This is a genomic window from Lentilactobacillus sp. SPB1-3, from assembly GCF_026913205.2.
Classification (GTDB): Bacteria; Bacillota; Bacilli; order Lactobacillales; family Lactobacillaceae; genus Lentilactobacillus; species Lentilactobacillus terminaliae.
In genome coordinates this window covers 877119-892590 of the sequence record NZ_CP168151.1, presented here as the reverse complement: position 1 = coordinate 892590, position 15472 = coordinate 877119, and the positions used below count along the sequence as shown (strand labels likewise).

General features: G+C 37.6%; 17 protein-coding genes and 1 tRNA gene. 4 read left to right on the top strand and 14 right to left on the bottom strand.

Going from position 1 to position 15472, the window contains the following annotated elements; translation table 11 throughout:
- Positions 1-13 precede the first annotated feature (13 nt).
- The gene (gene asnB / locus O0236_RS04450; RefSeq protein WP_268912913.1) at positions 14-1894 is read right to left on the bottom strand and encodes an asparagine synthase (glutamine-hydrolyzing); all 1881 of its coding nucleotides are present in this window, start codon (positions 1892-1894) and stop codon (positions 14-16) included.
- A 198-nt stretch (positions 1895-2092) separates the two neighbouring features.
- Between asnB and O0236_RS04445 the strand changes: the two genes are divergently transcribed.
- The gene (locus O0236_RS04445) at positions 2093-2329 is read left to right on the top strand and encodes a hypothetical protein (RefSeq protein WP_268912912.1); all 237 of its coding nucleotides are present in this window, start codon (positions 2093-2095) and stop codon (positions 2327-2329) included.
- 54 nt (positions 2330-2383) lie between these two features.
- On the opposite strand, the gene O0236_RS04440 is transcribed toward O0236_RS04445, so the two are convergent.
- Entirely contained in the window at positions 2384-2830 is a 447-nt protein-coding gene (locus O0236_RS04440) for a universal stress protein (RefSeq protein WP_268912911.1), read from the bottom strand.
- A 199-nt stretch (positions 2831-3029) separates the two neighbouring features.
- Between O0236_RS04440 and O0236_RS04435 the strand changes: the two genes are divergently transcribed.
- Positions 3030-3155: a hypothetical protein gene (locus O0236_RS04435; protein WP_268912910.1), complete on the top strand. Its 126-nt coding sequence runs from the start codon at positions 3030-3032 to the stop codon at positions 3153-3155.
- Between the two features lie 66 nt (positions 3156-3221).
- On the opposite strand, the gene O0236_RS04430 is transcribed toward O0236_RS04435, so the two are convergent.
- Together O0236_RS04430 and O0236_RS04425 are read right to left on the bottom strand one after the other, a co-directional pair.
- A tRNA-Leu gene (locus O0236_RS04430) sits at positions 3222-3305 on the bottom strand.
- A 21-nt stretch (positions 3306-3326) separates the two neighbouring features.
- A complete protein-coding gene (locus O0236_RS04425; RefSeq protein WP_268912909.1) occupies positions 3327-4025 on the bottom strand; it encodes a hypothetical protein in 699 nt (232 codons plus the stop codon).
- Positions 4026-4138: 113 nt separating this feature from the next.
- Between O0236_RS04425 and O0236_RS04420 the strand changes: the two genes are divergently transcribed.
- Positions 4139-4594: a MarR family winged helix-turn-helix transcriptional regulator gene (locus tag O0236_RS04420; RefSeq protein WP_268912908.1), complete on the top strand. Its 456-nt coding sequence runs from the start codon at positions 4139-4141 to the stop codon at positions 4592-4594.
- A 52-nt stretch (positions 4595-4646) separates the two neighbouring features.
- On the opposite strand, the gene O0236_RS04415 is transcribed toward O0236_RS04420, so the two are convergent.
- From O0236_RS04415 to O0236_RS04370, 10 genes are all read right to left on the bottom strand, one after another.
- Positions 4647-5630 carry a DUF1002 domain-containing protein gene (locus tag O0236_RS04415; protein WP_268912907.1) on the bottom strand — a complete coding sequence of 328 codons (984 nt, stop codon included), beginning with the start codon at positions 5628-5630 and terminating at the stop codon, positions 4647-4649.
- Positions 5631-5730: 100 nt separating this feature from the next.
- Positions 5731-6486, bottom strand: coding sequence for a serine hydrolase (locus tag O0236_RS04410; RefSeq protein ID WP_268912906.1), 756 nt, complete (start codon positions 6484-6486; stop codon positions 5731-5733).
- A complete protein-coding gene (locus O0236_RS04405; protein ID WP_268912905.1) occupies positions 6486-7370 on the bottom strand; it encodes a C40 family peptidase in 885 nt (294 codons plus the stop codon). Before O0236_RS04405 ends, O0236_RS04410 begins: the two co-directional genes overlap by 1 nt.
- Before the next feature lie 136 nt (positions 7371-7506).
- Entirely contained in the window at positions 7507-8577 is a 1071-nt protein-coding gene (locus O0236_RS04400; RefSeq protein WP_268912904.1) for a dipeptide epimerase, read from the bottom strand.
- Between the two features lie 9 nt (positions 8578-8586).
- Entirely contained in the window at positions 8587-10212 is a 1626-nt protein-coding gene (locus tag O0236_RS04395; RefSeq protein ID WP_268912903.1) for a peptide ABC transporter substrate-binding protein, read from the bottom strand.
- A 96-nt stretch (positions 10213-10308) separates the two neighbouring features.
- On the bottom strand, positions 10309-10854 hold the full coding sequence (locus O0236_RS04390) for a C39 family peptidase (protein ID WP_268912902.1): 546 nt from the start codon (positions 10852-10854) through the stop codon (positions 10309-10311).
- A complete protein-coding gene (locus O0236_RS04385) occupies positions 10854-11963 on the bottom strand; it encodes a P1 family peptidase (protein WP_268912901.1) in 1110 nt (369 codons plus the stop codon). The genes O0236_RS04390 and O0236_RS04385 overlap by 1 nt, the downstream gene beginning before the upstream one ends.
- Positions 11964-12082: 119 nt before the next feature.
- On the bottom strand, positions 12083-12790 hold the full coding sequence (locus tag O0236_RS04380; protein WP_268912900.1) for a CPBP family intramembrane glutamic endopeptidase: 708 nt from the start codon (positions 12788-12790) through the stop codon (positions 12083-12085).
- Positions 12791-12802: 12 nt separating this feature from the next.
- Entirely contained in the window at positions 12803-14650 is a 1848-nt protein-coding gene (locus tag O0236_RS04375) for a protease pro-enzyme activation domain-containing protein (RefSeq protein ID WP_268912899.1), read from the bottom strand.
- A 9-nt stretch (positions 14651-14659) separates the two neighbouring features.
- Positions 14660-14854, bottom strand: coding sequence for a hypothetical protein (locus O0236_RS04370; protein ID WP_268912898.1), 195 nt, complete (start codon positions 14852-14854; stop codon positions 14660-14662).
- A 149-nt stretch (positions 14855-15003) separates the two neighbouring features.
- Between O0236_RS04370 and mscL the strand changes: the two genes are divergently transcribed.
- Positions 15004-15381 (top strand): large-conductance mechanosensitive channel protein MscL, encoded by a 378-nt coding sequence (gene mscL / locus O0236_RS04365; protein WP_268912897.1) that lies wholly within the window; start codon positions 15004-15006, stop codon positions 15379-15381.
- Positions 15382-15472: the final 91 nt, after the last annotated feature.

Here is a 15472-nt window from a genome sequence, read left to right as displayed (position 1 = left end):
CCGTTAAAATTTATTAAATCTGTGTTCTTCTTACTAGTTCAACAGTCTTTTCACTAGTATCTTCTGGGAAGTAGATTTGGTACCAGAGAATAAATGTGTAAACTGTGAAGATTTTTTGCATGTTAGATTTTCCACCAGCATGTTCTTCTAGTAAGCGATCCAATTCTTGCACATTGAAGTACTTTTGAGCAGTATCAGAATGGAATGCACGGACAATTCTTTCGTGATACTTAGGATCATTGATCCAGCTAGCGATTGGTGATGGGAAACCAAGCTTTTCTTTCAGTGCATTTTCTTTTGGCATATGACGTTCAGCAGCAGTTCTCAAAGAAATCTTAGTTTCTTCAGGAGTAATTCTAGTATTAACAGGCATAGTAGCAGCAAAAGCAGCAACTTCCTTATCAACCAGAGGTACACGAACTTCAAGTGAATTAGCCATACTCATTCGATCGGCCTTATGCAAGATATCATATGGTAACCAAGTGTTGATATCGAAGTATTGCATTTGGGTCATTTCGTCCTTACCTTTAACATCATCAAAGATATGCTTAGTGTAATCACCAGAATCTCTGTTGATGCTAGGATCTTTAAGAACGCGATCACGATCGTCATAGTTGTAAACATAGTTTACTCGGTAGTAACGTTCGCTTAATGGTTGAGCACCACGAATCAAAAAACGCTTACCATGGAATCTAGGCATCTTACGAGCGATTGAAGCAAGTCCCTTACGAACTGGACTTGGAACAAATTTTTGGTATCTTTCGAATGGAAGAGCTTCTAGATAAGTGTTGTATCCACCGAAGAATTCATCAGCACCTTCTCCAGAAAGAGCAACCTTAACACTTTCAGAAGTCCGCTTAGTCAAGTAATACAATTGAACAGCAGCAGGATTTGAAAGTGGTTCATCCATGTAATACATCATAGTTGGCAAGATATCGAAGTAATCGTCACCATCCATGTAGATTTGTGTATTCTTTTGCTTGATTGCCTTAGCGAATTCAGTTGACCAACCTAATTCACTATATTTAGAGTTATGGAATCCAAGTGAGAATGATTGAATTGGCTTAAGTTTTGAAGCTTCATTCAAAACATAGCTAGAATCAATACCACTAGAAAGGAAACTACCAACCTCAACGTCGGCAATCATATGAGCCTTAACTGAGTCATCAACAAGTTGTTCGATCTTCTTTGAATCTTCCTCAACAGTCTGAGTATTATCAATGTGATCGTAATTAAACTTGAAGTAGTGATGAGTTTCAGTTTTACCATCTTTGTGTAAGAAATATTGTCCAGGGAGAAGCTTGTAGACATCCTTAAACATAGTTTCTCTTGAAGGAATAAATTCGAAACTCAAGTGAATTGGCAATAATTCAACATTCAAACGTTTGTTAAAGTTTGGATGTTCCAAAAATGCTTTGATTTCAGATGCCCAAAGGAAAGTCTTACCATCATCATAGTAATAAAGTGGTTTAATTCCGAAATGATCACGGGCACCAAATACTTCGTTAGTCTTGCTATCATAGATAACGAAGGCAAACATTCCACGAAGTCTTTGTAGTAAATCCGGACCCCAAGCATCGTAACCATGAATCAATACTTCTGAGTCTACATCAGTTTTGAATTCATAACCAAGGTCTTGAAGTTCTTTTCTAATATCTTTGTAATTATAAATTTCACCATTAAAAGTAAGGACTTTTGACCCATCACGATTCTTCATTGGTTGAGCACCATGGGCCAAGTCAATGATTGAAAGTCGTCTGAATCCCATTGAAACATTATTATCAGTAAAATATGCTTCGTCGTCTGGGCCACGATGTTTGATACGATCGGCCATATTATTAATTGTGTCGGTTGGGACATCTTTTTGGTTTACAAAACCAACAAATCCACACATAAGTCTTTCCCCTTTTTCTCTTTACATTAAATCCTAAAACATAACGTTATTATTTTAGCAGATAAGCGCCTGTCCTACCAGTAGAATAACGTTTTCTTAAGAACTGGTATCAATATCTATTTTTAGGGCCGGATGTTTTCAATTATTCTCAATGTAGATTATACTTAAGTTAAGATATATCAGAAGGGAATGGTGTTTATGGACGATATCGTATTTTTTAATCCAGGAGACTCAATTGGTAATTTTCACGATTACAACGAGGCAGTGAAAACTGCTCAAATTTATAAGGAAAAAGATACTAACGATAAAAATTTCTTAGTAGTCCATGGACCCGACAATGAAACTTTTGATGTCTTCTTTGAAGGCGACAAGGTTTCACACGACAACGAATCAGATACCCTAACCAAACCATACAAGGTTTCTGGTAAGTTCTAAACATAATAAAAAGACCTTGAAGCAATCTCAGCTTCAAGGCCTTTTTATATTTCATTAGCCAACAACCATGACTGTTGTGTCTGCATTACGGACAACATACGCTGTTGTTGATCCTAATAATACTCGACTAACAGCATCAGTACCAGATTTACCAATTACTAACAGGTCATAGCCCTTTTCTCTAGTGTATGAATCAACAATAACTCGTTTAGGAATACCCTCCTCTATTTGAGTTTTAACAGATACTCCTTGAGAACTACAGTAAGCTTCAGCTGCATCCAACGTCTTTTGAGCAGCGTTTCTCTGAACTTCTTTCATGTCAGTTGGCAACGGAGTTGTGCCCACCGTTACTGTACTACCCATGTAGTAATAGCTAGTTTCATTAACGATTGATACTAGTGTTAAATTAGCGTTATTGGTTTTAGCAACATCAACAGCTTGAACTAAAGCGTCATTTGAGTTGTCACTGCCATCTAAAGTTACCACAATATTCTTAAACATATAATTACCTCCTTATCGCGTACTAAAAAGTTTTCTCAATTATTAATGTATCCACCTATATAATGCATAATAAAACGCTTACAATCAAATCTTACGCTTAATATTTTTATGTAGGCACTAAAATTTATGATTCGCCCTACATTTGATACAATACAAAGTGTAAAGTCTCCCCGGAATTTAACGTCAGGAGGATGATATTATGAAACGAACAACTGGATTTTGGTCAAAATTTTCATTAATTATTGGTGCTGCGCAACTTTTATGGTCACTATATGCAATGATCAAACAATATCGCAGAGATCAGAAGACACCTAATAGAAGATAGTTAACGTAAAATAAAAAGCACCAGATTTACTTTAGATAAGTAAATCTGGTGCTTTTTTGAATTTTCTGCCCCGAGCAGGATTCGAACCTGTACTCGATTGCTCGAACAGCGACCTGAACGCTGCGCGTCTGCCAGTTCCGCCATCGGGGCAACAACAATCACAAGTTTACACTAAAAATGGATTGTTGAAAAGCCTTGCTTACGTTTGAATTGAAAAACTAAATATCTACTACTGCTTGGATTGTTTTTGATCATTAGGTAGCCGATAACTGCCATTATCAAGGCACCAGCAACATCAGCGAACAAATCACCCATGGTGTCCATTAATGCAGCTCTACCAAGAAGTAAATGGGAGCCAACTTCATACCGTTGTAAGTTCAAATTAGCTAAACCGTCAGCGGTGAATTCATAAAACTCCCAGAAGACACCACATGTAATTCCAAAGGTGAAAGAAAATAAGCTCATTAGTCCTGGATGAGTTCTAGCACTTGAACGAACGTTAGCCAAGCTGTTAAAGATCGGATAACCAATGCCTGCTAACATAATTCCAGCTAAAATGTGTTCATACTTATCCCAGTATGGCACTCCATACATTTGTAGTCCTGATCCGAGTAAAATCGATAAATATAGAAATACAAAATAAAATACCAATTCAATTTGTGGGAAATAAAATTTACCGATCCATTCAATCAAAAATGGCAAAGCAACTAAGATTATCCCCGCTGCCACTTCAATCAAAAGTAACTTCTGACCGCCAAATTTAGGTTGTTTTTGAAAATACCAATACCCATAATAACCCAGATAAATAAGAATTGAGACAATATTAATTATTGCTAACCACGTGCTAAATCTAATTCGATGTTTCTGCATTAAATCACCCCATGAAATATATTGTGTAAAGTTAAATTGCTTTCTCTTTTGTTTGGCTTTTTATTAAAACTCCTTTACAATGTTATTATAATACAAGGAGTGAGGTTGAAACCATGTCAAATGTTGAACCTGTCTTATTAGAAGACCAGCTATGTTTTAAACTTTATACAGCTAATAAAAAATTCAACCATTTCTATCAAATCGCATTAAAACCATACAAGTTAACATATCCTCAATATATTGCTATGTTAACTCTTTGGGAGTATGCTCCACTATCTGTTAAAGAGTTAGGTAAATATCTAGAATTGGACAGTGGTACTTTGACTCCATTGTTAAAACGATTAGAAAGTAGCGGTTGGATCAATCGTGAACGCAGTTCAGTCGATGAACGATCAGTGACAATCAGATTGACTGATATGGCCAAAGAAAAGCGTGATGATATTTATGAACACGTATCTGGTTGCATGACATCACTCGGCTTCGCTGATGGTGAAAGAGCTGAATACATTCAAAAAATTCAAAAAGTTGAAGACAAGCTTGATCGTTTTGATGAGCAATCTACAATTTAACTAAAAAGAGTAGCCAAATTATTGGCTACTCTTTTTTTGACTAATTATTTATTTAAAATAAGTTACTGAAGAAATCAACAACTGCTTGCCAGATTCTTGCAAGTAATCCTTCGGCCTTTTTAGCATCCGCACTATTAGCAAAATCCTTTAAATCAGCCATCTTGTCACCAACTGAGTTAGCCAAACCACTGGCCATTCCCTTGGCATTATCAATATACGTATTTGATTCAGAGATGGGTGCCTTTTGAACATTTCCTAACGCCACAACAATGTTGTTAATTGTGGTTTGTGAAGTGTTGTTAGAGATACCTTGTTTTTGTAAAGCATCTTGTAGCATTTGTTGGATATCATCCTTAGTTGCTAATTGATCATTCTTTTGACGTTGCTTAGCTAAATCAGATGACACTTGACCAACTGCGGCCATCAACTTACCAGGATAACTCTTATCATCACTGTTTTTATTGATTGCTGGTTGAGTAGCATCCAAAACACCGTTAGCTGCTTGAGTATTTTGTTGATTCAAGGTAATTCCATCGTTGGCAAGCGCCTTGTAAACACCAGTCAATGCAGATTCACCAGAAACTGGTTTGTCAGCTGTAACTGTGATAATCACATCATTTACCCCAGCCATAGTGGCAACCATCGCATATTGTTGAGAAGTTACTTGAGTAATGTTGTTTTCTCCATTGTATGGTTCAATGTTAACTTTGACCCCTGTGCCTGGATCAGCGGGAGCCAATGACACTGAACTGATCATGCTAGCATCGCTAGTTCCAGCGGAATTGATATAGGTAGCATAATCAGAACCATCAACGGTTAGTGATTGATAGTTAGACTTAACACCTAAAGTATTACTGATGTTGTCCTTATCTTCAGAAGCTAATCCAGATCCATACACTACATATGGTTGTGACAATGCTTTACTTTGAACATTTTCATCAGCTTTAACTGACTGGCTTCCGATAGAAAATATTCCAACAATGGCCAATAATGCCATCGCAATGAAAGTTACTTTAGTCTTAAAATGTGTCTTCATAGCAGACTCCTTAGAATTTATTTACAACTAAAGTTTACAACAAAAAAGTCGATTCTAAATTGAATCGGCTTTTATTTAATGTTTCTCAAGATAAAATTAACTATTTATTTAGGATTGTTTGAGCGATTAGCTCACCAATTTGATTAAATAATTGGATGGAATCACTGCGATTTGAGAAGTCGCTAGTTAACAGAACGATATCAATAACTTGGTCTCCAAACATAAAACGAGCCGCATCATGATCCAATGACTTACCCTCACCAGTCTTATTAGCAACTGTGATTGGTAAACCTAACTCATCAAAATTACCTGGCAGTTTATATCGAAATTGCTGGTCAACAAACCAATCGGTAATTTCTGAACTTCTAGATAATGCCATCTGCAATAATTTCAGTGCCTCTTTAGCTGAAATGACATTATCATGACCTGACTTAATTGCTTCTTGATCCATCATTAAACGATTCAAACTAGTTTTCACAAATCCATGGTCTCTTAACCACTGGTTCACAGATTCCAATCCACCCAGATATGCAATTAAGATATTAGTAGCGGTGTTATCCGAAACACTGATCATCATATTTAATAACCCGCGGACCGTCATTTCACTTGGCTGTAATAAAGAAATTACACCTGAACCACCAACAAAATCCTGATCATCAATTGGAACCAAGTTGTCGAAAGGCACTTGTTGATCGACCAGAGCATTTAAAACCGCTAATTTAATTAATGATGCAGACTTGAATGATTCATCTGCTCGAAAAGAATAACCAATCTCATCATTAACTGAAATGACACATCCAGTCTTGCCATCAAATTGATTAATCATAGTTTCAATTTGCTTCACCGGAATTTTCATTAATGCCAATATCTCCTGAATCCAGCAAATTCTTCAGCAAATTTAGGCTCAGTCAACTCAGCAATATCCACTGTCTTACCTAAAGTTCTTGATTCAATCATCTTACCATTACCAATGTACATACCAACGTGATGGACATAACCCTTACCGTGATCATAAGCAAAGAATACTAAGTCACCAGGTAAAGCATTTTCTGGTGAAATTGGATTGCCATTAGCATGTTGATCATCAGCATCCCTTGGTATCAAAATACCGAGAACTCGGTGCAAACTATATACCAATCCTGAGCAGTCAAAGCCATATGACGAAATTCCACTCCAAATGTAGCGTAATCCCATAAATTGTTGAGCCAACTCAACCATGATTTGGCCTGAATTATCGGCATCAACTGGAATCATAGTCGCAGAAGCTTTGATGAATCCTGCGCCTTTGGGTGTATTCACACCGATCCATTCATCATCACGGCTGGTCTCCTCAAAGACTGTTCCCTGGCTCAATTCCATTACTTTTTGCTTATTTTCATCATATAGATCAGCAAACTTAGTCGCAATTCTCACCTGACTAGTAACTGGACTGCTCTCAACTTCAGATACTAATGCGCTGGGTACCCAACCAGGATAGCCACGTTTATCTGAATCATCAGTTTGACTCGGTATCACAACTTTTAACCAGTCATTTTCTTTTCGATCAATAATAACTTCATCATTGAATAACGCCTGAGTGACAACCCGATCATTATCGCCCAAATCAATCGTTTCTTGATCAGTCATTTGGTCCGTCCACTGCTTTGTATTACCTGCCACAGCTAGCTTATCAACTGGCCTAATCGAATCTTTTGACGTCCAAATCGTTGCAACAGGGACGTTAATTCTCATTGTTTTCATACTGTCACCCCTCCTATTTCTTCATATATTACCACTTTCCACTAAATTGTCATGAGTTTATCCTCCAGACAATCGCCAACCGAAAAACCAACAAAAAAGAGTGTTGAAATGACATCATCGACACTCTTTTTCACATTTAAAATCCCAATCCAGGTTTGTTTAACAACTCTATTCTATTTTGGTCACTCACATAACCACCAGAGACTGGATTTTTTGAAAACATTAGTGCGGCATCTAAATCCACGTACTTAATGTTTCGCTTAGCCGCTGCCAAATGAGCAGCAGCTGACACTGATACAGAAGATTCAATCATGCTACCAACCATACAGTTAATGCCGGCTGCTTCGGCTAATGTATTGATTTTTAAAGCATTATCAATTCCGCCAGCCTTCATCAATTTTAAGTTGATCAAATCACATCCACGCATTGAAATCAGCCTTAAAGCATCTTCAACTGAAAAAATACTTTCGTCAGCCATGATCATAGTATCCACATGCTCCGTGACATATTTCATACCTTCAAAGTCTGAGGATTTTACCGGTTGTTCTACTAGTTCAATGTTTAAACCTGCATCTTCCATTCGATTAATCGCGACCACTGCTTGCTTGGCATGCCATCCTTGATTAGCATCTAACCGAATCTTCACATCAGAACCCACTGCTTTTCTGATTGCCGTGACCTTTTTCAGATCCGTTAGCTCATCATCCGCTCCAACCTTGATTTTCAAGGTATCAAACCCAGCTGCCACGTATTGCTGAGATTGATTGATCATGTCATCAGTACTACCGACACTAACGGTATAATCAGTAACCACTTCATTGCTCGTGCCACCCAGTAGAACGTACAGTGGGACACCATACCCTTGTGCGATCAGGTCATTGACTGCAATATTCACGGCAGCCTTTGGACTTGAATTATGTTCCAACACATCGTCGATTGTTTCTTTAATTAAATCAGGTTTATCCAATGGCATCCCGATTATTTTGGGGCTAATAAAATCCTCGATGGCCGACACAATACTTTTAGTAGTATCACCGGTTATGACGGCTGTTGGCGCAGCTTCTCCATAACCGATTTTGCCATCTGAATCTTGTACCTCTACGATTACAGTTTCAGCCGTGGTGACCGTTCTTAAAGCAGTCACAAATGGTTGTTTTAGTGGCACATCTACAACTTGAGTTTTAATACTTTTAATTACTGTACTCAAAACTGCCTCCTATTTAACGTATGCTTCTTTATAGTTGTAATTGGCACCAGCTGTATTATAGATGATTTCCTTGACTTTACTGTTAACCAACCATTTTTCTCCAGATTGATATAGCGGAACAATGGCTTGCTTCTGCAGTGCCAAGTTTTGTGCATCAATCATATCTTGCCATCTAGCTTCGGGATTATTTCCATTCACACCGTTAGTCTTATTTAGTAACGCATCATAAGCACTATTAGACCACTTAGAAATGTTACTTGGGTTCTTTGAAGTTAAAATATTTAAGAAGGTAACTGGATCTGAAAAATCAGCGAACCAATTAGCAACTGTGACTTGGAAGTTTTGATCAGCTTGACGACTCAAAACAGTTTGGCCAGGAATGTTATTCAATGAAACTTTAACCTGTGGCAAAGTTTTCTCAATCGCACTTTGTAGATATTCACTCAATTGTTTTTGATCATACGTATCAACGTTCAATAAAGTGAACTTCAATTGTTTTTGACCAACTTCGCGTAATCCTTCGGTCATTAATTTCTTAGCTTCAGTAGGATTGTACTTCATTGAAGCAGGTGCAGTGGTGTCAGAAGTGAAATCACTGCCGTTCTTTGGTGAATAAGCTAATCCTTTGGAAACAAAATTATCTGTTTCAACTGCCCCTCCCGCAATAACCTTATTAGCTAAAGTTGAGCGGTTAATTGACATAGAGATTGCTTGTCTGATTTTCTGGTTTTTAAAGGCCTTGATTTTTTGGTTAAACGCAATGTAGTACGAAGATGACTGCTTACGAGAAACCATATTTTTGTTATTGCCCATTTGTTTTGCTTGGGTAGCTGATAATTGGGCCATATCAAGTTTCTTTTGATCATATAAATTCAAGCTAGTTGATGGATCCTTAACCACATTAAATTTAATATCGTCTAACTTAACATTCTTCTTGTCCCAATAATTAGGATTTTTCTTCAAAGTCCAGTTCAAGTTTGTTCCGTTCCAACCAGTCAAAGTAAATGGTCCGTTGTAAACCATTTCTTTGGCAGTAGTTCCGTATCGACTACCATACTTATCGACCGCTTTTGAATCTTGTGGGAAGAACACCGGAAAACCTAACAAGAGTTTGAAATATGGAATTTTTTGTTCTAAGTTAACGACTAGTTTATATTTGCCTACCGCTTTAACACCTAAAGTGTTAGGTGCAACCTTTTTATTTTGAATCTTATCTGCATTCTTAATTCCGGAGAATAGGTATCCATATTGAGAAGCGGTTTTAGGGTTTAAAGTTCTGCGCCAAGAATAAACAAAATCTTGTGCTGTTACCGGATCTCCATTGCTCCACTTAGCATTTTTTCTTAGATTGAAAGTATAGGTTTTACCATTATTAAAAACTTTAGTATCAGTTGCGATACCAGGTTCGACTTTACTGTTTTTACCTAACCGAAATAATCCTTCATCAACGTTATTTAGAACATTGAATGCTGAAACAGAAGTTGTCTTTGACAAATCAACTGTTGATAATTCAGTATCTGTCGACGTGGTAATCGTTTGTTTTTGAGAACTATTATCTGATTTACCACAACCAACTAGTATTAATGCCGTTGTTGCAAAAATGGATGCTACCGCTACCTTATGAGATAAGCCCATAAAAATTCACTCCCCCGAATTTTGATTTAAAAATAAGATTATAGTTTAATTTATCATAAAAATGAGAATTATGCATTGCGTTTTTTAATTATTTTTTCATTTTAAGAGAGATAATGCCATTTTCCGACTTTGTTGAATATGTGCAAACTTTTCTTTATCAAGGAAATAACTACCATCAATTGGATCGCTCACGTGCACTTGAGAATCAGTCAATCCATCCACTAAAACTGCATGATTATTAATTGCGACATCACCAAAAGGATATCTTTGAATCTCCGGTTCTTCAAAATGAACTGTAACATAAGCAACCACCGGTTCACCTTTACGAATCGAATCATAAATAGCTTCAATTCCTAAGTCACTTATATCACGAAAAGTTGTGTATTGAGCTGCCCAATCACTTAAAGGTTTCACGAAAATCGCTTCAAATTTGCCTGATTGGTTGCGATAAGGTGAGCCACCAAAACCCCGATATGGGTTTCCAGATTGATCGATAGGCATCATTTTTAAAAATTCACCATAATTGACTTCAGTTAATTTATTTTGATAGTGCAAACCTTCTAAAAGACTAGCCGCTTCGCAACCGTTAATTGCTCCCCAAGCATTTTGATCAATGTTGGGAGCATCAAATAAAATATCCATTACTGCTTCACTCCTAAAAAATTCAAAGTCTCTTCAACCAATCCTGAATATTTTGTGTCTTGGTTCTGTAGCTTCAGACAGGCATCAATCAATCCTAAACGATGACGATTTTTGCGGTCAATTACGGAATCAGCATGAACCATTGAACTCAAAATAGACTCGTCAACACTAGCAGCTACTGCTCTGAAAAATTTGTCGATATGGTTATCATTAAATCTGGTAATTGTATCAAAATCCGAGTCAGCAAAATGAGCGACTCGATTCTGTGTCGAAAACGCAAATACGATTTCTCCACTACCATTGCCAATATAGCCACCCGATCTATTAATACCAACCGTGGCCCGTTTAGCAAGTCGCTTTAATTGGCGAGCATCAAGTGGTGCATCCGTGGCAATCACGGTAATGATCGAGCCCTTTTCTTCTTTGTTTTTGTCAGCTTTGATCATCTCAGACAACGGTTTACCAATTGGCAAACCGTTCACAATGAAATCTTGTAAGTACCCGTAATTGGTCATGGTCAGTGTGCCAACAGTATATTGATGTTCATCATCAACACTAACTACTCTAGATGACGAACCGATTCCACCCTTAAGGTCGTAGCACATCATCCCCCGGCCAGCACCAACTGCCCCTTCTTCAAAATCTTGACTAACATTAGCAAACGCTTGATTAACGTCATCTTCTGAAATTTTCATTGCGCGAATGTCTGAAACATCACCGTCATTACATTCTGCAACTACCGGATTAACAGTACTGGTTGTATCACCAATTTCTGGATTTTCAGCCAGCATTTTCTTAGTCAACGCATTCACGGCAGTCCCGACAGAAAACGTATTGGTTAATACAATTGGTGTTTCCAAAGTACCTAATTCTTCAATTTGAACCAGGCCGACGCTTTTACCAAAACCGTTTAACACACAGACTCCTGCTGGTAACTTATTCCGAAACAAATTTCCATTAGCTGGAATAACTGCAGTGACTCCTGAATGTACTTTATCATCGTCGACCGTGACGTGGCCAACTTGAACTCCCGGCACATCCGTGATTAAGTTTTTAGACCCTTTGACACCTTCAGATAAATCATTAAATAATGCTTTTGTTAGTCCCATCTCATCATCATCCAATTCATTTTTAATTATTTAAATAATGCCTGAAACCAAATTACTAGTCAAACTAAAAAGCACCAGCAAACCTGACAATGGTTTACTGGTGCGAAATGATTGCAATATTAATGCTGGGTGAGTAACAAGGTGACCATCCCAAGCATGGCGTATAAATTATTCAAAAAATGAAGCGCAATCGAAACTTTGATATTTTTAGTGTGATTGTACAGGTATGCTAACACAGCTCCCATTGAGGCATAAGTTAAAAAGCTAATGATGTTTAAATCTTCCATATGAGGAATGGCAAACAAAACTGCACTAACAACCACGGGCCACACTCGTGAACTAGCATCAAAAAATGAGCTGATCAAAAATCCTCTAAAAACTAATTCTTCTAGAATCGGTGATAGGCATACTGATGAAATCATCAACAATACCAAAGTTAGTCGATTTGAACTTAGCAACTGAGCGATCACTTCATTATTTGACGTTTGTTGCACACCGTACACCTGTTGATTAACCATACCTAAGATCACTTCAGCAGCCAGCATCACGACAAAACCGATTAATACTAATCGTAAGTCAGCCCATGTGAATGGCTTGGGAGTGACCTTTCCGTATCTGCGATAGAAGAATCTCGCAATCAAAATTACTACTATAAAAATCGCCAAGTAGGCAATTCCCAATAAAATCGTTGCAGTCTTAATTTGTCGAGTTCTAGCAATCACTCCCAATGGAATTTGTACTGATAAAACTAAAATAACTAAGAAAATTAGAATACCAATTCGTTCAAAAAAATCTCCAGGGCCTAATTTTGATCTCTGTTCATTCATGCGCTGCCTCCACTATTTTTTATCTTTGATAGCTTGTGATAATTTGCCAAAATTAACTGTTCCCAAGCCGGTTGCTTGATTATAAAGTTTACCTGGTTGGCCAGTGTAATATAAATTATTATTATCTTTAGCACTGTCTAGTGTTGTAAATGGAGAGTCAGTTAATCTTGCTAATCGATACATTAAAGGATTAATAAATCCTAATCTATTACCAACGTCATCACCAACTAATAGCAAACTACCTGCCATTTGTGGAGCAACTAAACTAGTCCCCCCTACTACATACCAAGAACCATCAGACCCATCTTTTGATCCAGAAACATACATACTGTAGCCAGTAACTGGATCAGCATTTGCAGAAATATCAGGTAAATTTCGACCCGTTTCCTTGCCAGATACTTCTGGGTCATTAAAAATTCTGACAACCCGATTATCCTTAAAGGACCATGCCTTAATAGCTTCAAAAGTATTTACACCACTGACGCCTAATTGATATTTAGGTGTTTTGTTGAACTTACTAAAACCGCCACCACCACCTGCAAAGTACTTCGTCAATTTGGAAATGTTTTTATACGGAATCTGAACGTTACTCGTGGGATTAACGACATCCGAACCCCAAGCACGTTCCTTCTTGGTGGTCACTCGATTATGGTCGATCCATTGGTGACTGGGCAAGGTTGTGCCACCCACGGCTGTTACATAAGGTGAGCTCGATGGAAAATCAACAGACAACCCACTCTGATTGCCTTCTAACACTCCGTCATAAGCCCCATTGTCACCGCTAGCAGTCAACACACTGATTCCTTGAACAGCAGCCTGTTCAAATAAGATATTCAGTGCCGTATTATATTTTGCGGGCGTGATGCCTAGCTTAATTTCATTAGATAATGTGGCCTCACTTTGCCCCCAACTGATCGATAGAACGCTAGCACGATTCTCACCGACTGCATTTGAAAGAGAAGTTATCATGCCAGTTACATCTGGTTCACCAATATATGTTCTAATATATGCGTCCGGTGCGATTGCCCCAGCCTGCTCGACATCCATCGTCGTCTCTTCGGCGTTGGCCCAGTTATCTTTAGTTCCATTAGCACGTTTAACACTTAATCGATTTTGTTTGACATTTAGACCAATCGAATTCCAAAAGTGGTAAGCATCAGCATAGTGATAATTAGCAAACGAAATAATACCAATTGTTTTGCTGCGACCAGTATTACCATTGTTATAAAGTGATTGAACTCCATAGTGCCGAACGAATTTATTAGGTTCGTAGCCATCGTCAGCATGAGTGCTCTTTGCCCGAACATGCATTGAGGAGGGTTGTTGTTGAGTAGCTCGGGCACTCACAGCATAGTATCTTGATAAACCGCTCACCATTAGCATTTTTGGTGTTAATTTCCTTGATAATTTTGGGGTTCCAATCATTCTTCGATAAGTAGCCCCATCGTTCCAAGACTTAACTAAAGTAACATGAAAGGCTTTGGCCAAATTTTGTTTAGAACCGGTAACCAAAAGTACCGTGTTGCCTGACTGAACCTTTACTTCCAAATGATGTTTTTTAAAGTAATTTTGCACTTGTTTAACAGTCGTCTTCTTGGCACCAAATCTGTTCGCAAATTCTCTTGGTTCTATGTAATTATGGTATTGCTTAGAATTTGGATTGCCAGTAGCGTAAACCAATTGTGAAAGTTTTCCTTGACTCCGAGGTTTTAAAACCACACTGACGGTCTCGGGATTACTTTTAGTAGCCGCTGATACGTTGATCGTAAACTGTAACTGACAAACCACTGCCACAGTCAAAACAGTCAAAGCTGCGATCATCTTTGCTTTTGAATTCGTTATTTTAATGATCTTGTTCACCCCCAAAGTTTATGACTTAGATCGCTTCTTTCTTAAATACAAAACCACTACTGGTGTAAATAGCACTTGATAAATAATGACGGTCAACACCAAAAACAAGACCATCTTAGCAGGATCACCAAAGAATGTTATTGAAATCATGGTAATGGCCAATACCATCAATCCAGTAATTATAATTGCAGCTGTTAAATAAATATATTTCATAATTAATCCTATTCCCATCATGGTTTGGCTTAATTTTAGCACACGTTTGAAGTAGTCTCGTTGATATGATAGTTTTTAAATTGGGACCAACTTTATCCGTTCTGTATAATGATACTAATTATAACAATGAAAGGAAGGAACATTCACTAATGTTAAAAGAATTTAAAGACTTTATTAGTCGTGGCAACGTTGTGGATCTTGCTGTTGGGGTAATTATTGGTGGTGCATTTACTGCCATTGTTACATCACTTACTGACAACCTGATTAATCCATTAATTGGAGTCTTCTTAGGAAAGCTTGATCTATCCAATCTAAGTGTCACAGTTGGCCAAGCCACATTTAAATATGGAGCATTCATAAACTCAGTCATCAACTTCATAATTATTGCTTTCGTAGTATTCTTGCTCATCAAATTAATTAATCGGTTTAGTAAACCCAAACCAGAATCTGACGATGCTCCTGATCAACAAACTATTTTACTTTCAGAAATCAGAGATTTGCTTAAAAAAGAATCTTCAAATAATTAATGGCACTGCGTCAGACAGTGCTTTTTTATAGCAGTTAATTGAGTTTTGTGACCCATTGAACTAAGATTATCTTGTAAACAGTTATTTTTAG